The following is an 18,914-nucleotide window of genomic DNA, read 5'->3' on the forward strand; positions in this document are numbered from 1 at the left end:
CTTCGGCGGACCCCGCGGCAGCGTGGGACCAGTCTAGGTCAGCCCGTGAAACGCCCTGGTACCAGGATCACTCGCCCTGGCCCGGTGTGACACGCTCGATGATCTCGAAGTACGTCGGCGGCGACGCGTGGCCGCCCAGTCGCAACCACCGGACCAGTCGCCGCTCGGCGAGGGCGCGGGTATCGCGCACCGCGTCGTTGTAGAAGCGTCGGGCCATCATCACCCGCGTCTCGGCGTCGGCGAGCTCGATGACCAGCGCCGGAGACCGGCCGGAGGCGTCGGTGCGGGCCAATGCCGACGACAGTGCGTTCTCGGCGTCCTCGCGTGCCTCGGGCGCTGCTCGTTCGGCGCGGTCGGCCAGTGCGGTCAGCTCAGAACCCGGCAGTTCCGCGGCGATGGCCCGCACGACGACGGCGCGCCGGTCGAGACCTGCGTAGAGGGACTGCCGGGCGAGGTCGACGCGCACGTTGAGGCGGTCGAGGCGATTGGCGGTGTGGTAGGCCCAGCCGACGGCCAGCAGGACCGCGACGATCCCGAGGACGATCCAGGTCGCCATCAGTCCGACACCACCACCGGGCCGGCACCGACGGTCACGGTGTCGTAGACACGGAGGATCTGATCGGCCACGCGGGACCAGTCGTACTTGTCGGCGCGCACACGTCCCCGGGCGACGAGCTGCTCGCGCGCCTCGTCGTCGGAGAGCAGCGAGATGATGCCCGACGCGAGCTGATCCGGCGAACCGGTGTCGACGAGCTTGCCCGCCCGGCCGTCGTCGAGGACGCGCCGGAAGGCGTTCAGCGAGCTGGCGATCACCGCGGCCCCGGCGGCCATCGCCTCGACGAGGACGATGCCGAAGCTCTCGCCGCCGAGGTTGGGGGCGCAGTAGACGTCGGCGGAGGCCAGTGCGCGCGCCTTGGTGGCGTCGTCGACCTGCCCCAGGAAGACGAGGTGATCGGCGAGGGTTCCCGCGCGCCGGCGCAGGGCGGCCTGGTTGCCGCCGCCGACGACGAGGACGCGCACATCCGGGAACTTCTCCACCACGGACGGCAGCGCGCGCATCAGGATGTCGATGCCCTTGCGTGGTTCGTCGAAGCGGCCGAGGAACAGGATCGTGCCGCCAGGGTGCGGGTAGCCGTCGAGCGGCTTGGCGTTGGCGAAGCCGGCGACGTTGATGCCGTTGGGGATCTCCACGGCATCGGAGCCCAGCGACTCCATCTGCCAGCGCCGCGCGAGTTCGGAAACGGCGATCTTGCCGGCGATCCGTTCGTGGTACGGGCGCAGGATGCCTTGAAAAGCACTGAGCCACAGCGACTTCGACGTCGCGGTGTGGAAGGTCGTGACGATCGGGCCGGAGGCCACCATCAGCGAGAGCATCGAGATCGACGGCGAGTTGGGTTCGTGGACGTGCAGCACGTCGAAACCGTTCTCGGCGATCCAACGACGCAGTCGCAGATAGCCTTTCGGGCTGAAGTTCACCCGCGACACCGAACCGTTGTACGGGATGGCCAGCGAGGGCCCGGCACGCACGACGTACTCGGGCAGTTCGGTGCGGCGCGACGCCGGGGCGAGGACGCTGACCTCGTGGCCGCGGTCGATGAAGACGTGCGCGAGTTCGGTGACGTGCGCCTGCACACCGCCGGGGACGTCGAACGAATATGGGCAGATCATCCCGATTCTCATGCAGCTCCCCCGGTCCCGTTCATCCGTGCCTTCTGCCGATCGGTCCAGTCGGCTTCCCAGAGTGGTTGCAGCATGTGCCAGTCGGCGGGGTGTGCGGCGATGTTCGCGGCGAACGCGTCGGCGAGCGCCTGGGTGGCCGCCTGCACACCGCCGGACACATCGATCTCCTCGCCGACGCTCATCGACGAGTACGGCGCCTCCTCGAACCAGTGGTGGGCCGGGAACAGGGCTGCCCCGGTCTCGATCGCCAGCCGCGCCGATCCGGCCGGCATCCGGGTCCGTTCACCGAAGAAGGTGACCGGGACGCCATGGCGGGCGAGATCCCGCTCCCCCAGCAGGCAGACGATGCCGCCGGCCCGCAGACGGTCGGCGAGCACTCCGAACGGCGGCTGTTCACCACCGCTGAGCGGGAAGATCTCGAAACCCAGCGACTCGCGGTACTCGACGAACCGGTTGAACAGCGACTCCGGCTTGAGCCGTTCGGCGACCGTCGCGAACTTCCCGTAGTGCTGGACCAGCCAAACGCCGGCCATGTCCCAGTTACCGGTGTGCGGCAGGGCCAGCACCACACCCTTGCCGCGCGACACCGCGGCGTCGAGTCGGGCGTGGTCGGCCTCGGGCAGGTTCCCGGTCGACGCCACCGTCGCACGGTCCTGGGCGGGCAGCCGGAAGGCCTCGCACCAGTACCGCGCATAGGAACGCACCGCATCCGCGACCAGTTCGTCGGGCACGTCGGCGGGGTCGGCGACCCCGATCACGCGGGCCAGGTTGCGGCGCAACTGTTCCGGACCGCCGTTGCGGCGTCCGGCGAGCCCCGCGGCGCGGTCGAACACGGTGCGGGCGGCACGCTCGGGCGCGTACCGCACCGCCGCCCAGCCGGCCTGGTACCCCAGGTCGGCGGCGAGTGCGGCGATGTCGGTCATCGCGACTCGGCGGGCGGGGTCGGGCCGTCGGGGTCGGCAGGATCGGAATCGGTGGACTCGGGTTCTGCCTTCAGCGGGATCAGGTCGCGCGCACCCGGCGAGTTCGAGATCGACCACATGCGCTGGCCGACGGTGATCACGCTGCCGACGGCGAGCAGCCACATGGCCACGTGGACCGCCCACGGCAGGCCGAGACCGGTCAGACCGGTACCGACGAGCACGATGATGAGCCGGTCGGGGCGTTCGATGAGTCCGCCGTCGCCGTAGAGGCCGCTGGCCTCGGCGCGGGCCTTCGCGTAGGAGATCACCTGCGAGGTGACCAGGCAGATCAGGGTCGCGATCAGGAGCAGGCGGTGGGGTTCGGTGACGGTGCACCACCACACGAGGCCGGCGAAGATCGCGCCGTCGGCGATGCGGTCACAGGTGGCGTCGAGCACCGCACCGAAGCGGGTCCCCCCGCCCCGGGCGCGGGCCATCGCACCGTCGAGCATGTCGAACATGACGAACAGCCAGATGACCAGGGTGCCCGCGAACAGGTAGCCCATCGGGAACAAGGTGAGCGCGGCCGCCACGCTCGCCACGGTCCCGATCACAGTCATGCTGTCCGGCGTGAGGCCGGTGCGCAGCAGCGCCCGCCCCATCGGCAACGTCACCTTGGAGACCGACGCCCGACCCAGAATGCTCAGCATCCGCGAGCTCCCCCCTCAGTCATCGAGACGCTGCCACGCTTCGGCGAGCAGTCCCCGGGTGTCGCGCAGCAGCTGCGGCATCACCTTGGTCTCGCCGACGATCGTGATGAAGTTCGCGTCGCCCATCCAGCGGGGCACGATGTGCTGGTGCAGGTGCTCGGACAGCGAGCCACCCGCGGCATAACCCAGGTTGAGTCCCACGTTGAAGGCGTTCGGGTTGGAGACCGCCTTGATCGTGCGGATCATCCGCTGCGTGAACGCCATCAGCTCGGACGACTCGGCAGGCGTCAGATCCTCGAGGTCGGCGACCTGGCGATACGGGACCACCATCGTGTGCCCGGGGTTGTACGGGTACAGGTTGAGCACCGCGTACACCGACTCCCCGCGCGCGACGATCAGTCCGTCCTCGTCCGACATCGTCGGGATGTCGAGGAAGGGGTGACCGGTCTTGGCCGCCGGTTGCGGGTCGGCTATGTAGGTCATCCGGTGAGGACTCCACAGCCGCTCCAGACGGTCACCGACCCCGACACCCTCGTCGCGGATCTCGCCGTGTGTCTCAGCCATCGACGGCCCCCACGGTGCCGAGCTTCGCCTCCAGGAGCTCCTTGGTCGGCGACTCGTTGCGCCGGGCGCCCACCCAGTCGGTGATCGCCGCGATCGCGGCACCCACCGGGACACCGTTGATCTGCGACCCGTCGCGGAACCGGAAGCTCACCGCGTGCGCCTCGACGTCGCGTTCGCCGGCGAGCAGCATGAACGGCACCTTGCCGGTGGTGTGGTTGCGGATCTTCTTCTGCATGCGGTCGTCGGAATGGTCGACCTCGGCGCGGACACCGGCGGCACGCAGCGCGTCGACGACACCCTGCAGGTGATCGGCGAATGCGTCGGCGACCGGGATGCCCATCACCTGGACCGGCGACAGCCAGGCCGGGAAGGCGCCCGCATAGTGCTCGGTGAGCACGCCGAAGAACCGCTCGATGGACCCGAACAGGGCGCGGTGGATCATCACCGGACGCTGCTTGGTGCCGTCGGGGCCGGTGTACTCGAGTTCGAAACGCTCGGGCAGGTTGAAGTCGAGCTGGATCGTCGACATCTGCCAGGTGCGGCCGAGCGCGTCCCTGGCCTGCACCGAGATCTTCGGGCCGTAGAACGCGGCGCCGCCCGGATCGGGCACGAGGTCGAGGCCCGAGGCCTCGGCGACCTCGGCGAGCGTGTTGGTCGCCTCTTCCCACACCTCGTCGGAGCCGACGAACTTCTTCGGGTCCTTGGTCGAGAGTTCGAGGTAGAAGTCGTCGAGGCCGTAGTCCTTGAGCAGGCCGAGGACGAAGTTGAGGATCGACGTCAGCTCGTCGCGCATCTGCTCGCGGGTGCAGTAGATGTGCGCGTCGTCCTGTGTCATGCCGCGCACCCGGGTGAGGCCGTGGATCACGCCGGACTTCTCGTAGCGGTAGACCGATCCGAACTCGAACATCCGCAGCGGCAGTTCACGATACGAACGCCCGCGGCCACGGAAGATCAGGTTGTGCATCGGGCAGTTCATCGGCTTCAGGTAGTAATCCTGGCCGGGCTTGCGCACCTCGCCGTTCTCGTCGATGTCGGCGTCGACGTGCATGGGCGGGAACATCCCGTCGCGGTACCAGTCGAGGTGACCGGAGACCTCGTAGAGGTGCCCCTTGGTGATGTGCGGCGTGTTGACGAACTCATACCCCGCGGCGACGTGGCGTGCCCGTGAGTAGTCCTCCATCTCCTTGCGGATGATGCCGCCCTTGGGATGGAAGACCGGCAGGCCCGAGCCGAGTTCGTCGGGGAAGCTGAACAGGTCGAGTTCTGCCCCCAGCTTGCGGTGGTCGCGCTTCTCCGCCTCGGCGAGCAGCTCGAGATGGGTGTCGAGCGCTTCGGCGGACTCCCACGCGGTGCCGTACACACGCTGGAGGTCGGCGTTGTCCTGGTCGCCGCGCCAGTAGGCGGCCGAGGAGCGGGTCAGCTTGAACGCGGCGATGTACTTGGTGGTCGGCACGTGCGGACCGCGGCACAGATCGCACCAGATGCGTTCGCCGGTACGCGGGTTGAGATTGTCGTAGACGGACAGCTCGCCGCCGCCGACCTCCATGACCTCGGCGTCGTCGGCGGCACCCTTGTCGTCGATCAGCTCGAGCTTGAACGGCTCGTTCGCCAGCTCGGCGCGCGCCTCGTCCTTCGACTCGTAGACGCGGCGAGAAAAGCGCTGACCAGACTTGATGATCTGCTTCATCTTCTTCTCGAGGGCCTTGAGGTCCTCGGGCGTGAAGGGTTCGGCGACATCGAAGTCGTAGTAGAAGCCGTCCTTGATGGGCGGGCCGATGCCCAGCTTGGCGTCGGGGAACAGGTCCTGGACCGCCTGCGCGAGCACATGCGCGCACGAGTGCCGGATGACGCTGCGTCCGGTCTCGGTGTTGGCCGCCACGGGTTCGACCTCGGCGTCCTCGGCGGGCGCCCAGGAGAGGTCGCGCAGGTCGCCGGCGGCGTCGCGGACCACGACGATCGCCTCGGGACCCTTGTTGGGCAGGTCGTGGTCACGGAGTGCGGTGCCCGCGGTAGTTCCAGCCGGCACACGGATCGTGGCTGGGCTGGTCACCTGGACGTCGTCGGGCACGGGACGCTCCTCGAATAGTTTCGGACACGCGAAGTACGCGTCCGGGCGGACGTTTGCGACTCCGATGGTATCCGCGTGTCATCCCGACCGGCCGTACCCCTCCTCTCCCGGCGCGCGGCGCGGCCCGGGAAAGACGATCAGGAGAAGATGGGGCTGGCGAGCCACTGATAGTCGAGGTTCACCCAGCCGGCCGCCGTGTGCAGTGCCCCGAGTAGCCACAGGGTTCCCACGACGATGACGAAGGTGCCGATCCAGAACACCGATTGCACCGACCAGTGCTGCCGGCCGATCCACTCCATCCAGGCGTCGTACTTCGCGCGCGCGAACTTCAGCAGTCGGTGCGCCCACTCGAATTCCGACGCCAGAATTCCCAGTCCGAGAAAGACGATGAGCCAGCCGGGGCCCGGGTACGGGATGGCGACGACGCCGCAGAGCAGCACAATCGTGCCGACGACGGCGACCCCGATGCGATAGATGCGGCGCCACCGCGGGTTGGAACGCACCACGTACCGGCGATGACGCGCTCGGATCCGCAGGCGCTTCCACCACGACTCCGCCATGTTCCCCCTACATCGGACCCGTCAATGTCAAAAGTCGGGTCCAGGCTACCGAAGTCAGGCGTGTACACCCGGGCACGCGTTCCTACGGGCGGTACCGCAGTCCGTCGAGCAGCAGCGCGACCAGCCGGGTCGCGGTGTCGTTGTCGCTGCCGGGAAACGGGACGCAGAGGTTCGCGATCGCCCCGAGCAGGTCCAGCGGGGCGACAGCGACGTCGGCACGGATCTCACCGCTGTTCGCGGCTTCCTCCAGCAGCGCACCGAGCGCGGGCGCCGCGTGGGAATGGAAGTACTCCGGGAGGGACGAGTACGCGGGATCGCCCGAGTGCAGCGCGCTCGCGAGACCGCGTTTGGTCTGCAGGAACTCGCGGTACCTCTGCACCCACCTCTCGAGGGCCTCCCCCGGCGCGTACTGCTCCGCGAGCGGACCCGCGGCGGCCACACACTCATCCAGTTCGTGACGGAAGACAGCGGCGACGAGGTCGGAGCGCAGCGGGAAGTGCCGGTACAGCGTCGCGGTTCCGACGCCGGCGCGTGCGGCGATCGACCGCACGCTGACATCCACTCCGTGAGCGGCGAACTCCTCTTTCGCCGCAGCCAGCAGGGCATCGACGTTGCGCTGGGCATCAGCACGGGGCATGGGCCTGTTTCCTCGCTGTCAGATCTCCGGGTTGATAAGTGGGACACTGTCCCATATCGTTAATCGGGACAACGTTCCACTTCTATCGTCGCACAGCATCCCACCGGGTGCGGACAAGGAGAGCGACATGCAGCACCGCACGTTGGGTCGAACCGGAATCCAGGTCAGCCCGTATGCATTGGGCGCGATGATGTTCGGCCAGGTCGGCAACCCCGACCACGACGACTCGATCCGCATCATCCACAAGGCGCTCGACGCCGGGATCAACGTCATCGACACGGCCGACATGTATTCCGGTGGCGAGTCGGAGGAAATCGTCGGCAAGGCCATCAAGGGACGCCGCGACGACGTGGTCATCGCCACCAAGTTCGGTCTGCCGATGGGCGACGACCCGAACCGGCGAGGCGGTTCCCGTCGATGGATCACGACCGCCGTCGAGGACTCCCTACGACGCCTGGGCACCGACCACATCGACCTCTATCAGATGCACCGCCCCGATCCGTCGACCGAGATCGGTGAGACCCTCTCCGTCCTGACCGATCTCGTCCGGGCCGGCAAGATCCGGGCTTTCGGCACCTCCGCCTTCCCCGCCTCCGACATGGTCGAAGCACAGTGGCAGTCGCGCGAACGCGGCCTGGAGTCGCCGAGTACCGAGCAGCCAAACTACTCGATCCTCGACCGCGGGATCGAACGCGAGATCCTGCCCGTTGCACAACGACACGGCATGGGTGTGCTGGTGTGGAGTCCCCTCGCACAGGGATTGCTCACCGGACGCGTCCGCAAGGGGCAGCCCATCGACCTGCGACGGGCAGAGCGGTTCACCCACCTCAGCGACGAACGCCGCATCGATGTCGTCGAACAGCTCATCTCGCTCGCCGAGGAGTCCGGCATCAAACTCACCCACCTGGCCATCGCCTTCACCATCGCCCATCCCGGCGTGACCGCGGCCATCCTCGGACCACGCACGATGGCCCACCTCGACGACTATCTCGCGGGGGCCGGCCTGGCGCTCGGCGACGACATCCTCGACGAGATCGACCGGATCGTCGAACCGGGCACCGATGTGGGACGACTCGACATGGCCTACGACCCGTCGGCACTCCACGATCCGGCACTTCGCCGACGCGCCGGCGGCAATCGCGCCGCGTCCCCCGCGACAGCGGCCTGACGGACCGCCGGCCCCTCAGGCGACCGCGACGACGTCCTCCGGGCCGAGCGACTCGTCAACGGGAGGTCGGCGATCCCGTCTCCGACGCCCCGCCAAGAGGGTCACCACGACGGTCACGGCAAGCAACAACGGGTAGCAGCCGGCGTAGAGAAGGACCAGTGCGTGGTCGACCGGGCCCGGGTCGACTGCTCTCGGCATCATGAACAACCCCAGCGACATCGCATGATCCGAGGTCAGATATGGCCCGCTGTCCCACCAGTGCCGCCACCAGGTGAAGGTCAGCGCGACGACGCCGGCAGGCGCGAGCCAGTACCACCAGGACCGCCGCGAGCCGCCATGGCGCAGGGCGAGATCGAAGGTCACCAGCAGCAACGGCACACACCACACCCAGTGGTGCCCCCACGCGAACGGCGACACCGCGCACATCGTCAATCCCACGATCGTCGCGGCCAGGAGCGGTTGCGACATCCGCCGGGCGACGACCGCGGCCCACAGTCCGAGTACTGCGACCACCAGCGCCGCGGGGACCCACAACCACGACGGCGCCTCGAAGACCGGTCCGCCCGGGCCGGGATGGGTGAACCGCCGGACATCGAGGTGCGCCAGGATTTGCGAACCGAAGCCGCGGACCGACTGGTTGGCGGGCGAATCGGCACGGCCGATGCGGTCGGAATCGAACAGGTGACCAGCCCAGTACGCCCGGGCATCCGAACCGATGACGAGAAACCCGATTGCAACCGTGCCACCGAAGGTGGCGATCGCGGTGGCCGCCGCGCGCCACTGCCGGGTGACGAGCAGGTAGATGACGGCGAACAGCGGCATCAGCTTGAGTCCGGCGGCGATCCCGATTGCGATCCCCCGCCACCGCGAGTCGGCGCGCAGGAACACCAGGTCGGTCAGGATCAGCGCCATGATCACGAGATTGACCTGACCGAGCCAGATGGTGGTCCGCACGGGCTCGAGTGCGGTCACCCCGACAGAGAAGAGGACGGCGAAGCCGACGAGGCGAGCATCGAGTCGGTAACCCAGACTGCGGGTCCCCAACGTCGCCACGGCGACGAGTGCCACGAAACAGACTGCCCACCAGACGATATGGGCGACCCCGGCACTCAGGACGGCCAGCGGGACGAAAGCGATCGCCGCGAACGGCGGGTACGTGAAATGCAGGCGCCACAACACCGGCGCCTCGTAGAGGGGACGTGAGTCGAGCACGGCATCGGCACCCGCACGGTAGACACGGACGTCGGTCGCGTTCTCGAACAGCCCGTAGAACGGATTGGTGTACGGAAAAGCGGTGATGTGCCAGACGATCACGCCGAGCGCCGCGATCCCGGCCAGCACGATCACCCACGTCGGGATGGGACGCGAGTGGACAGTCGGTGCCGGCACGCGGGCGAGATTACGCCCGAGCTGTGATCCAGGTCACGAGAAACGCCGACAGGTTCACGAGTCGTTGCCGATTCGCGTCGAACAACCCTAGATATGCGAAGAGCCCCGCCGAAGTTCTCGGCGGGGCTCTCCTCGGTGGTCCCGGCTGGGATCGAACCAGCGACCTTCCCGGTGTGAACGGGACGCTCTTCCACTGAGCCACGGGACCGTGTCGGGCGCCTGAAGTCTGTGACAGGGGCGCCTGCGCACGAGCCAGAAGATTACACGGCTTGCGCAGAGTTCCCAAATCGCCGACGTGCCCCACGTCACAGACGTTCGATTCGGCGGCCTCCGGTAATCACACGCTGGGAATTCGTCATTCCACAAGCCCCTGACCTGCCGATTTGTAAAGTTCGGAATCGATCGCGTAAGTTTCTCTTCGCACCGCGAGCAGCAAGATCCACAAGATCGCTCGTGGGCATGCGGATGTAGCGCAGCTGGTAGCGCATCACCTTGCCAAGGTGAGGGTCGCGGGTTCGAATCCCGTCATCCGCTCGGCGCGAGTCGACCTCGCATCTGGTGGTGTGGCCGAGTGGTGAGGCAACGGCCTGCAAAGCCGTGTACACGGGTTCGATTCCCGTCGCCACCTCCACGCATCACAACTCAACACAGTCCCGCGCGATTAGCTCAGTGGGAGAGCGCTTCCCTGACACGGAAGAGGTCACAAGTTCAATCCTTGTATCGCGCACCACGAGAGAAGTCAGCCCCGGTCCCCGACCGGGGCTTTCTCTTGGCCACGCGGGCAGCATCATCGCTCGCGGACATGCGGATGTAGCGCAGCTGGTAGCGCATCACCTTGCCAAGGTGAGGGTCGCGGGTTCGAATCCCGTCATCCGCTCGCAGAACGGAAAGCCCCGGTCCCCCAGACCGGGGCTTTTCTGTGCCTTCCCCGAGCCTGCCGACGGCAAATCCGTGCCATGTGACCCAGATCTCAAATTCGGACATTTGACCCGCCCCTAGCGTCCGGAACCGGGTCGGGCTGGAAGGAACAGGTGAGGTAATGATCAAACGGGCAATGGTGACCGGGCTGGCGTCAGTCGCCGCCGCGGGACTCGCATTCTCCATCGCACCCGGTGTCGCGCAGGCTGCCGACAACGGTCAGCGAACGGGTCCCGTCCAGTTCTGGGCGGAGAACCTCGGCAACTGCAAGGTGAAGTTCACCCTGACGAACGAAACCAACATCACGTCCTACACGCTCGACTGGCGCATCGACGACGAGCCTCTGCGCGACGTCGACTACGCCGACTTCCAGGTCGGCCGGACCGGCGGGATGCACACGACCGTCGAGGACTACCCGAGGTGGCCGGATGACGAAGGCTCCATGGGCGCGAACGCCCCGGGCAACATCTGGATGGTGAAAGACCGTCCCGTGTCGACCGTCAGTTACATCAAAGATCTGAAGAACCTCAACGACTCCCCCTACAACCCACCGCTCCCGAATCCGGAAGCCGCGACGCACGACGTCGCCTACCGAATGGTCCTCGGCCCGCCCGGAAATCTCGGTGACGGCGGCCCCGAGTGGCTCGGAGACCGCAACTGGCATCACGTGACCGTGACCGGTTGCGCCGGCGGTGGCGGCGGTGGCGGCGGCTCGCTCGACGGCCTGTTCGGTTCCAGCTGAGTCCATCGCAAGGTTCGCGGGGCCGAAATCAGGTGACTTTCGGCCCCGCGATCGGGGCTCTCGACGGTTCTAGTCTGGGAACGTGCCCGCGATCGAGATCCGTGAGCTGGTCAAGTCGTTCGGCCATGTCAGGGCCCTCGACGGGTTCGACCTGACCGTCGCCGAGGGCGAGGTCCACGGCTTCCTGGGACCCAACGGCGCGGGCAAGACAACCACCATCCGGGTTCTGCTCGGGTTGCTGCGAGGGGACTCCGGCGTCGTCCGAGTTCTGGGTCGAGATCCCTGGCGCGACAACGTGAATCTGCACGGGCGGATCGCGTATGTGCCCGGCGAGGTGAATCTCTGGCCGGGTGTCACCGGCGGCGAGGTCATCGATCTCCTGTGCAACCTCCGCGGAGACCGCGACCGACGTCGTCGTGACGAGTTGATCGATCGTTTCGAACTCGACCCACGCAAGAAGTCGCGCACGTACTCCAAGGGCAATCGGCAGAAGGTCGCGCTGATCGCGGCCCTGGCCTCCGATGCCGAACTCCTTCTTCTCGACGAGCCGACCTCCGGCCTCGATCCGCTGAAAGAGGCCGAGTTCCAGCGGTGCATCGAGGAGGAACGCCGCAGCGGGCGCACCGTTCTCCTGTCGAGTCACATCCTGGCCCAGGTCGAGGCGCTCTGCGACCGGGTGACCCTGATCCGGGCCGGCCGGACGGTGGACAGCGGGTCACTGTCCGAGCTGCGTCACCTCGGTCGTCTCGAGATCAGTGCCGAAACCGCCCACGATCCCGCCGCCCTCGACGGCGTCCCGGGCGTGCACGACCTGACCCGCGACGGACACCGCATCCGCTGCACCGTCGACGCCGCCGCTCTCGACACGGTGGTCCGTGAGCTCGCCACCCTCGGCGTCCGCGATCTGGCCAGCGCCCCACCGACTCTGGAGGACATCTTCCTCCGGCACTACGGCGACTGAGGTCTGCGGAGAGTTCCGATGGCGGACATCGAGACGGTGCAGATCGCGGAGCCGACCTCGGCGAGAAGTGCCGGCCGGAGTGCCGACGCCACGGGTCTGCGCACACTCCTGAGGTTCTACCTCCGGCGCGAACGGGTCGCCCTCATCGCGTGGATCGGCGGAACCGCCGCTCTGGTGGGATTCCAGGCCGTCGCCAGCCAGAACCTCTACGACACCCCGGCGAAACTCGCGGCGCTGCGCGAGACCATCGGCGGGAGTCCGGCGGTCATCGCACTCAGCGGACCCGAAGAACTGCTCGCCACCATCGGCGGCGAAGCGGTGTTCGAGATATTCGGCTATGCCGCAATCGTTCTCGGGCTCATGTCGATGTTCCTCGTGGGTCGTCACACCCGCACCGACGAGGAGAACGGACGCGCCGAGCTACTCCGGTCGACGCGTGTCGGCCGCGATGCCCCGGTCGCCACAGCCCTCGCCCTCGCGGCCGTCGCGAACCTCGCTGCCGGCGTCGCCGTCGCGGTCACCGCCACCGCCGCCGGTCTTCCGCTCGGCGGCTCGATCCTCTTCGGTGCGGCGCTGGCCGGGGTGGGTCTCACGTTCGCGACGCTCACCGCGCTCGCCGCCCAGATCTTCGAGAACCCGCGCAGCGTCTACGGATCCATCACCGCCATGCTCGGGTTGGCGTACGTCCTCCGCGCAGTGGGCGATGTGGGCAACGGGTTCGCGTCGTGGCTCTCCCCCATCGGCTGGGGCCAGCGCACATTCCCGTACGTCGATGACACCTGGTGGCCGCTTCTGATACCGCTCGTGGCGTCTCTGCTCACCGTCGCAGTGGCGGTGGCCGTCTCCGAACACCGCGACTTCGGGGCCGGGATCTTCGGAAACCGCGCCGGGCGCGCGGAGGCGTCATGGCTCCTGACCTCGACGACGGGACTCGCCTGGCGGCTGCACCGCGGGTCGACAGCCGCCTGGGCCACCGGGGTCTTCGTGCTGTCGGCGGCATACGGATCGTTCGGCGACGCGATCACCGACTTCATCGAAGACAATCCGCAGATCGCAGAGTTCCTGCCCGGCGGCGCCGAAGACGCCGTGGACGCGTACCTCGCGCTGACCCTCACGATCGCCGCTCTTCTGTCAGCCGGGTACGGCGTCAACAGCGCGCTGCGGGCCCGACGCGAGGAGACCGCCGAACTGGCGGAGTCGGTCGTGGCAGCGAACACCAACCGGCTGTCCTGGTTCGGCGGCCACGTCGCGATGGCACTCGGCGGGACCGCGATCGTCCTGGCCGCGGGTGCGCTCGGCGAGGGTCTCACCTACGGAGTGACCGTCGACGACCCCGGTCAGATCCCACGTCTGCTCGCCGCGGCGGCGGTGTACGTCCCCGCGGTGTGGTTGATCGTCTCGGTCGCAGTGGCCTGCGTAGGTTCACTACCCAGGGCCGCCGCGGCCATCGCCTGGACGTACTTCGCGTACTGCCTCGTCGCCGAGATCCTCGCCGAGTCGTTCGACCTGCCGAAGTGGACACGCGCGGCGTCACCGTTCCGGCATCTACCGCAGGCCCCGCTCGATGCTGTGACGGCGAGTGGCATCGTCGCCGTCACGGGTCTCGCCGCTGTCGCGCTGGCCGTCGGCTTCGTCGGACTGGCCCGTCGCGACCTGGGGTAGACGCCGATCCGGACTCCTACTTGCGCAGGTCCTTGCGCAGGATCTTGCCCGACGCCGACTTCGGGATCGCCTCGATGAACTCCACCGCACGAACCTTCTTGTGCGGGGCCACCTTCGACGCCACGAACTCCATCACCTCATCCTCGGTCAGCTCGGCCTCGGGCTGCTTGACGACGAACGCCTTGGGGATCTCCTCTCCCGACTCCGCATCGATCACACCGATGACGGCCGAGTCGGCGATCTTGTCGTGGGTCAGCAGCAGCGCCTCCAGCTCGGCCGGCGGCACCTGATAACCCTTGTACTTGATGAGCTCCTTGAGCCGATCGACGATGTAGACACACCCCGTCGGATCGACCTGCGCCATGTCGCCGGTGTGCAGGAAGCCGTCGGCGTCGATGGTGTCGGCGGTCGCCTGCTCGTTGTTGAGGTAGCCGAGCATCACGTTCGGCCCCTTCACCCACAGCTCACCCGGCTCGGACAGGCCCTCGGTAGGTATCGAGACCTCGTTCCCGGTGGCCGGGTCGACGATCTTGTTCTCCGAGTTCGGCACCGGCCAGCCCGTCGACGACAGCGGCGGGTCTTCGAGTCCGAGAAGGGCTTTCGCGTCGAACGGGATGATGTGGGACACCGGGGACAGCTCACTCATGCCGTAGCCCTGCAGCATGTGCAGATCCAGACGCTTGGCCACGGCCTGACCCAGCTCGTCGTCGAGCGGGGCCGCACCCGACATCATCGTGTGCAGCGAGGACAGGTCGTAGTTGTCCACGATCGGATGCTTCGCGAGCGCCACCGCGACCGGCGGCGCGATGTAGGCCATCGTCACCTTGTGGTTCTGGATGTTCTCCAGGAACTCCACCAGGTCGAACCGCGGCATCACGACCAGTGAGGACCGGTTGAACAGCGCTGCGTTCAACAACACGGTCATGCCGTAGATGTGGAAGAACGGCAACACCGCGATCACCACGTCGTCGGCCGTCATGCCCTGCAACGGCTTCAGTTGTGCGACGTTGGCGACCAGGTTCCGGTGCGAGAGTGCGACACCCTTCGGATTGCCGGTGGTCCCGGAACTGTAGGGCAACACCGCCACATGAGTGGCCGGATCGAAGGACACCTGGGGCGCCGACAGTCCGGCGCCGAGGACCTCGGCGGCATTCGGATGGCCCGATGCCTCCTGCCCCTCACCGTCGAGGACTACGAGGCTCGTGTCGTCCAGCCCGACCTCGGCGACGGCGGCCTTCGCCTGCGTTGCCATCGGCGAGATCGTCACCAGCATCGTGGCGCCCGAATCCCGCAGCTGCTTGGCGATCTCGGGTGCGGTGAACAATGCGTTGATCGTCGTCGCCGTCGCACCCGCGCGCAGGATGCCGTGGAACACCGATGCGAACGCCGGGATGTTGGGCGAGAGGATACCGACGACGTCACCCACTCCGATCCCCCGCGACGCCAGCCAGCCCGCGACCGCGTCGATCTGGGCGATCAGCTCCCGATACGACGTCACCGCACCGGATTTCGGGTCCACCAGAGCGGTACGCCCGAGCTCGTCGTCGGCGATCGAGCCGAACAGGAACTGGTGGACGCTGACCTCGGGGATCTCGACGTCGGGGAACGGGCTGGTGAAACTCACGACACCTCCACAGGTGAATCGGTCGACCATTGATCGAGGATCTGCATCAGGTCCGCGCTCGAGGAGCCTGACGGCGTGGGCAAGGCGGTCCGGGAGAACCGCGGGGCGGGAGCGGGCTGCACGGTGTCGTCGACGGTGACATAGCTGCCGCGTTGCTGCGCAACGGGATCGGCGGCCGCCTCGTCGAAGTCGAGCACCGGGGTGAGGCATGCGTCGACGCCGGCGAACGCCTCGGACCACTCGTCGCGGGTACGGGTGGCGAACCGCGCGGCGAGCGCAGCGGAGATCACCGGCCAGTGCGCACGGTCCCATCGGTTAGGTAGGTCGGCGAGGCCGAGCGTACCGATCAGGTTGCGCCAGAACTTCTCCTCGAGGGCACCGACGGCGACGAACCGGCCGTCCGCACACTCGTAGGTGGCGTAGAAGGGTGCGGAACCGTCGAGCAGGTTGCCCTCCGATCGAGACACCCAGCGTCCCGCCGCTTTCCACGACCACTGCAGCTGGGCGAGCAGACCGGCGCCGTCGACCATCGCGGCGTCGACGACCTGCCCGTGTCCGGTCCGCGACCGGTCGTGTAGGGCGGCCAGCACGCCGACCACGAGCAGCATCGATCCCCCGCCGAAATCGCCGGCCAGGGACAGCGGCGGAACCGGTGGCGCTCCGGCCGGGCCCATCGCCTCGAGCACACCGGTCACGGCCAGATAGTTGATGTCGTGGCCGGCGAGCATCGCACGGTCGCCGTCCTGACCCCACCCGGTCATCCGGGCATACACGAGTTGCGGTGCATCGGCACAGATCTCGGGTCCGAGTCCGAGACGTTCCATCACGCCCGGCCGGAAACCCTCGATGAGGGTGTCGGCACGCAGGATCATCTCGCGGATGCGGTTCAGGTCGGCGGGGTCCTTGAGGTCGGCCTCGACGCTGCGTCGGGACCGGTAGAGACCGGCGTCCGCCTCGGCGATGCCGTCGGGGCCCGGGGCCTCGGGGCCGGGGCGTCGGATCCGGACGACGTCGGCGCCGAGGTCGGCGAGCATCATCGCGGCGTGCGGTGTCGGACCCAGGCCCGGCATCTCGACCACGCGCACGCCGGCGAGCGGACCGGTCACGAATCCGCCTGGTGGTGCAGCACGCCGCGGATCGTGAAATCGACGTAGTCGCTGACCAACTGGTCGACATCGTGCTCGTCGCGCAGCCACCAGCTGATGCCGTTCATCAGGTCGAGCACGGCGATGGCGGACCGGTGGGCGTCGCGGGCCTCGAAGACACCCATCCGGGCGCCCGCCTCGATGACGTCACGGATGCGCCGCTGGTAGTACTTGCGGTAATCGGTGACCACCCGACGGTGTTCCGGCGTCAGCGCCGACAGTTCCCGCAGCGCGACGAGGTGTTCCACCCGGTACCGCGCGAGCCGGCGGATGTGCGCCTCGACCAGGCCGGTGAGGCGCTGGACGGGGCCGCCCTCGCCGTCGAGCACCAGCAGGTCCTGCTGCGGGTCCTCGGTCATCCGCAACGCGATGGCGTAGAGGATCTCCTCTTTGGAGTGGAAGTGGTTGTAGAGACTCGCGCCTCGCATGCCGACGGCCTCGGCGATGTCGCGCATTCCCGCGTTCGCGTAACCGTGTTCGGCGAAATACCGAGCGGCGGCCTCCACGATCTCGTCGCGACGGCTGCGCGGACGCTCCTCCGCCACCATCGGTTTCGCGGCGGTGTCGGCGGCGTCGTCAGCCCTGAGGGGTTCCATACGTCCTCCTCAACTCGCGCTTGAGCAGCTTGCCCTGGGCGTCGGTCGGCAGTTCGTCGACGACGTGCACCGACTTGGGGACCTTGTATGACGCCAGATCGGCGCGGCAGTACTCACGAATGTCCTCCGCGGACACCGAGCTACCCGCACGCAGCACGACGAAGCCGGTGACGGCCTCGGACCAGTACGGATCGGGCAGGCCGACGACCGCGGCCCGCTCGACGTCGGGATGCGCCTGCAGCACACGCTCGACCTCCTGGGAGGCGACGTTGTATCCGCCGGTCTTGATCATGTCCTTGCGCCGGTCGCGGAAGAACATGTTGCCCTCGTCGTCGATGCGCACGATGTCGCCGGTGTGCACCCAGCCCCCCTCGAGGACCTGGGCGGTCTTCTCCGGGTCCTTGAAGTAACCGAGCATGACCGACGGTGTGCGACAGAGGAGTTCGCCTTCCTCGGCCTCGTTGCCGTCGGCGTCGACGACCCGGACCTCGAGGTGGCCGACCGGCTTGCCGATCCACGTCGGGTCCTGGTTGGGCACGTCCTCGAGTCGCTTGAACCATCCGACCGAGCCGAGCTGGGTGAGCTCGGACTGGCCCCAGTAGGTGCCCCACACCGACTCCGGTGTGGCGGTGGCCCAGGCGTCGACTGCGTGCGGGGACACCTGGCCGCCGTAGGTGAGGCAGCGGCGTACGGTGCCGACGGTGTCGGGCCCGAAGTTGGGGTGATTGGCCAGGGCGATGAAGAAGGTCGGGGTCTGGGCGAGCACCGAGATCTTCTCGTCGCGGATCATCCGCAGCGAGGTCGCCGGGTCGACCGCGGCCGGCAGCACGAGCGTGGCGCCGAGCAGGGTCAGCGAGGTCAGTGATCCGATACCCGCGATCGTGTGGAACGGCATGACGTACAGCCAGACGTCGTCGTTCAGACAGCGCAGACCCCAGGTGTACGCGGGCGCGGTGGAGATCAGGTAGTTGCGGTGCGCGATCTCGACGCCCTTGGGGGTCGACTCGGTGCCGCTGGTGTAGACGATCATCGCCAGGTCGTGTTCGTCGACGTCGCAGTCGGGTTCGGCGTCGTCGGCCCGTCCGACCAGTTCGTCGAAGGAGTTCCACGAGTCCGATGCGGGCTCCCCGACGACGAGGACCGAGATGCCGAGACTGTCGGCGATCGGGCCGGCCACGGGGGCCAGGTCGCGTTCGACGACGAGGACGGCGGGCTCGAGGTGACCCAGCTGCTGGGCGATCTCCTTCTCTCGGAACAGCGGGCTGACACCGGAGTACGCCGCGCCGACCTTCAGCGCACCGTAGTACGACGCCACGGTCTCGACGCGATTGCGGCTCATCACCGCGACCCGGTCGCCGCGGCGGACGCCGAGGTCGACGAGGACGTGCGCGACCCGGTTGGCCATGCGATTGAGGTCGCCGTAGCTGGTCGACGTGCGGCCGCCGGCGGCGTCGTAGGCGATGATCGCGGGCTTGTTGCCCTGCGACCGTGAGAGCCTGCGCAGCTGGTCACCGATCGTCGCGCGACCCAGCGGCGAGGTCTGGTTCTCCGTGAGCCTGCGGTCGGTGAGCTGTCCTTCTGGGGTCAT

Annotated in this window: 17 protein-coding genes and 5 tRNA genes; 8 read left to right on the forward strand and 14 right to left on the reverse strand. The window is 67.8% G+C overall.

Features of this window, described 5'->3' with window-relative positions:
- Positions 1 to 67: 67 nt before the first annotated feature.
- The 8 genes from GONAM_RS08640 to GONAM_RS08675 form a co-directional block, all read right to left on the reverse strand.
- On the reverse strand, positions 68 to 556 hold the full coding sequence (locus GONAM_RS08640) for a LemA family protein (RefSeq protein WP_006866376.1): 489 nt from the start codon (positions 554 to 556) through the stop codon (positions 68 to 70).
- Entirely contained in the window at positions 556 to 1,680 is a 1,125-nt protein-coding gene (locus GONAM_RS08645; RefSeq protein ID WP_040535841.1) for a glycosyltransferase family 4 protein, read from the reverse strand. The genes GONAM_RS08640 and GONAM_RS08645 overlap by 1 nt, the downstream gene beginning before the upstream one ends.
- Positions 1,677 to 2,603: a phosphatidylinositol mannoside acyltransferase gene (locus GONAM_RS08650; RefSeq protein WP_006866378.1), complete on the reverse strand. Its 927-nt coding sequence runs from the start codon at positions 2,601 to 2,603 to the stop codon at positions 1,677 to 1,679. The genes GONAM_RS08645 and GONAM_RS08650 overlap by 4 nt, the downstream gene beginning before the upstream one ends.
- Entirely contained in the window at positions 2,600 to 3,292 is a 693-nt protein-coding gene (gene pgsA, locus GONAM_RS08655) for a phosphatidylinositol phosphate synthase (RefSeq protein WP_006866379.1), read from the reverse strand. The genes GONAM_RS08650 and pgsA overlap by 4 nt, the downstream gene beginning before the upstream one ends.
- A gap of 15 nt (positions 3,293 to 3,307) precedes the next feature.
- Entirely contained in the window at positions 3,308 to 3,856 is a 549-nt protein-coding gene (locus GONAM_RS08660; RefSeq protein ID WP_006866380.1) for an ATP adenylyltransferase, read from the reverse strand.
- Positions 3,849 to 5,924, reverse strand: coding sequence for a threonine--tRNA ligase (gene thrS, locus GONAM_RS08665; protein ID WP_006866381.1), 2,076 nt, complete (start codon positions 5,922 to 5,924; stop codon positions 3,849 to 3,851). Before thrS ends, GONAM_RS08660 begins: the two co-directional genes overlap by 8 nt.
- 137 nt (positions 5,925 to 6,061) lie before the next feature.
- Positions 6,062 to 6,484, reverse strand: coding sequence for a TIGR02611 family protein (locus GONAM_RS08670; RefSeq protein WP_006866382.1), 423 nt, complete (start codon positions 6,482 to 6,484; stop codon positions 6,062 to 6,064).
- A gap of 82 nt (positions 6,485 to 6,566) precedes the next feature.
- The gene (locus tag GONAM_RS08675) at positions 6,567 to 7,121 is read right to left on the reverse strand and encodes a TetR/AcrR family transcriptional regulator (RefSeq protein ID WP_006866383.1); all 555 of its coding nucleotides are present in this window, start codon (positions 7,119 to 7,121) and stop codon (positions 6,567 to 6,569) included.
- Between the two features lie 127 nt (positions 7,122 to 7,248).
- Here GONAM_RS08675 and GONAM_RS08680 point away from each other — a divergent pair, with 127 nt between their 5' ends.
- A complete protein-coding gene (locus GONAM_RS08680; RefSeq protein WP_006866384.1) occupies positions 7,249 to 8,289 on the forward strand; it encodes an aldo/keto reductase in 1,041 nt (346 codons plus the stop codon).
- 15 nt (positions 8,290 to 8,304) lie between these two features.
- Here GONAM_RS08680 and GONAM_RS08685 read toward each other — a convergent pair whose 3' ends face one another.
- A complete protein-coding gene (locus tag GONAM_RS08685) occupies positions 8,305 to 9,678 on the reverse strand; it encodes a glycosyltransferase 87 family protein (protein ID WP_040535844.1) in 1,374 nt (457 codons plus the stop codon).
- Positions 9,679 to 9,814: 136 nt separating this feature from the next.
- Positions 9,815 to 9,886, reverse strand: a tRNA-Val gene (locus tag GONAM_RS08690).
- Positions 9,887 to 10,139: 253 nt separating this feature from the next.
- Here GONAM_RS08690 and GONAM_RS08695 point away from each other — a divergent pair.
- The 7 genes from GONAM_RS08695 to GONAM_RS08725 all read left to right on the forward strand — a co-directional run bounded on the left by GONAM_RS08695 (position 10,140) and on the right by GONAM_RS08725 (position 13,961).
- Positions 10,140 to 10,212: transfer RNA gene (locus GONAM_RS08695), tRNA-Gly, on the forward strand.
- A gap of 23 nt (positions 10,213 to 10,235) precedes the next feature.
- Positions 10,236 to 10,309: transfer RNA gene (locus GONAM_RS08700), tRNA-Cys, on the forward strand.
- 24 nt (positions 10,310 to 10,333) lie between these two features.
- Positions 10,334 to 10,408: transfer RNA gene (locus GONAM_RS08705), tRNA-Val, on the forward strand.
- 74 nt (positions 10,409 to 10,482) lie between these two features.
- A tRNA-Gly gene (locus GONAM_RS08710) sits at positions 10,483 to 10,555 on the forward strand.
- A 162-nt stretch (positions 10,556 to 10,717) separates the two neighbouring features.
- Positions 10,718 to 11,338: a hypothetical protein gene (locus GONAM_RS08715; RefSeq protein ID WP_006866386.1), complete on the forward strand. Its 621-nt coding sequence runs from the start codon at positions 10,718 to 10,720 to the stop codon at positions 11,336 to 11,338.
- 82 nt (positions 11,339 to 11,420) lie between these two features.
- Positions 11,421 to 12,299 (forward strand): ABC transporter ATP-binding protein, encoded by an 879-nt coding sequence (locus GONAM_RS08720; RefSeq protein WP_006866387.1) that lies wholly within the window; start codon positions 11,421 to 11,423, stop codon positions 12,297 to 12,299.
- Positions 12,300 to 12,317: 18 nt separating this feature from the next.
- Complete coding sequence (locus GONAM_RS08725; RefSeq protein WP_006866388.1) at positions 12,318 to 13,961, forward strand: ABC transporter permease; 1,644 nt, start codon at positions 12,318 to 12,320, stop codon at positions 13,959 to 13,961.
- Positions 13,962 to 13,977: 16 nt separating this feature from the next.
- On the opposite strand, the gene GONAM_RS08730 is transcribed toward GONAM_RS08725, so the two are convergent.
- Genes GONAM_RS08730 through GONAM_RS08745 form a run of 4 tightly spaced genes read right to left on the reverse strand, consistent with a single transcriptional unit; the run spans position 13,978 to position 18,914 of the window.
- Positions 13,978 to 15,585, reverse strand: a complete 1,608-nt coding sequence (locus GONAM_RS08730; RefSeq protein ID WP_006866389.1) for a 4-coumarate--CoA ligase family protein — start codon at positions 15,583 to 15,585, stop codon at positions 13,978 to 13,980.
- Entirely contained in the window at positions 15,582 to 16,691 is a 1,110-nt protein-coding gene (locus GONAM_RS08735) for a CaiB/BaiF CoA transferase family protein (RefSeq protein ID WP_006866390.1), read from the reverse strand. The genes GONAM_RS08730 and GONAM_RS08735 overlap by 4 nt, the downstream gene beginning before the upstream one ends.
- A complete protein-coding gene (locus tag GONAM_RS08740) occupies positions 16,688 to 17,326 on the reverse strand; it encodes a TetR/AcrR family transcriptional regulator (RefSeq protein WP_006866391.1) in 639 nt (212 codons plus the stop codon). The genes GONAM_RS08735 and GONAM_RS08740 overlap by 4 nt, the downstream gene beginning before the upstream one ends.
- A complete protein-coding gene (locus GONAM_RS08745) occupies positions 17,307 to 18,914 on the reverse strand; it encodes a class I adenylate-forming enzyme family protein (RefSeq protein WP_439644542.1) in 1,608 nt (535 codons plus the stop codon). The genes GONAM_RS08740 and GONAM_RS08745 overlap by 20 nt, the downstream gene beginning before the upstream one ends.

Source organism: Gordonia namibiensis NBRC 108229 (genome assembly GCF_000298235.1).
In the GTDB taxonomy this organism is placed as follows: Bacteria; Actinomycetota; Actinomycetes; order Mycobacteriales; family Mycobacteriaceae; genus Gordonia; species Gordonia namibiensis.

What these genes read in the sequence shown, in the direction of transcription:
- GONAM_RS08725 (WP_006866388.1), top strand. Translation starts at nt 12,318, where the DNA reads ATGGCGGACATCGAGACGGTGCAGATCGCGGAGCCGACCTCGGCGAGA.
- GONAM_RS08660 (WP_006866380.1), bottom strand. Translation starts at nt 3,856, where the DNA reads ATGGCTGAGACACACGGCGAGATCCGCGACGAGGGTGTCGGGGTCGGT.
- GONAM_RS08745 (WP_439644542.1), bottom strand. Translation starts at nt 18,914, where the DNA reads ATGACCCCAGAAGGACAGCTCACCGACCGCAGGCTCACGGAGAACCAG.
- GONAM_RS08740 (WP_006866391.1), bottom strand. Translation starts at nt 17,326, where the DNA reads ATGGAACCCCTCAGGGCTGACGACGCCGCCGACACCGCCGCGAAACCG.
- GONAM_RS08670 (WP_006866382.1), bottom strand. Translation starts at nt 6,484, where the DNA reads ATGGCGGAGTCGTGGTGGAAGCGCCTGCGGATCCGAGCGCGTCATCGC.
- GONAM_RS08675 (WP_006866383.1), bottom strand. Translation starts at nt 7,121, where the DNA reads ATGCCCCGTGCTGATGCCCAGCGCAACGTCGATGCCCTGCTGGCTGCG.
- GONAM_RS08680 (WP_006866384.1), top strand. Translation starts at nt 7,249, where the DNA reads ATGCAGCACCGCACGTTGGGTCGAACCGGAATCCAGGTCAGCCCGTAT.
- GONAM_RS08645 (WP_040535841.1), bottom strand. Translation starts at nt 1,680, where the DNA reads ATGAGAATCGGGATGATCTGCCCATATTCGTTCGACGTCCCCGGCGGT.
- GONAM_RS08640 (WP_006866376.1), bottom strand. Translation starts at nt 556, where the DNA reads ATGGCGACCTGGATCGTCCTCGGGATCGTCGCGGTCCTGCTGGCCGTC.
- GONAM_RS08715 (WP_006866386.1), top strand. Translation starts at nt 10,718, where the DNA reads ATGATCAAACGGGCAATGGTGACCGGGCTGGCGTCAGTCGCCGCCGCG.
- pgsA (WP_006866379.1), bottom strand. Translation starts at nt 3,292, where the DNA reads ATGCTGAGCATTCTGGGTCGGGCGTCGGTCTCCAAGGTGACGTTGCCG.
- GONAM_RS08650 (WP_006866378.1), bottom strand. Translation starts at nt 2,603, where the DNA reads ATGACCGACATCGCCGCACTCGCCGCCGACCTGGGGTACCAGGCCGGC.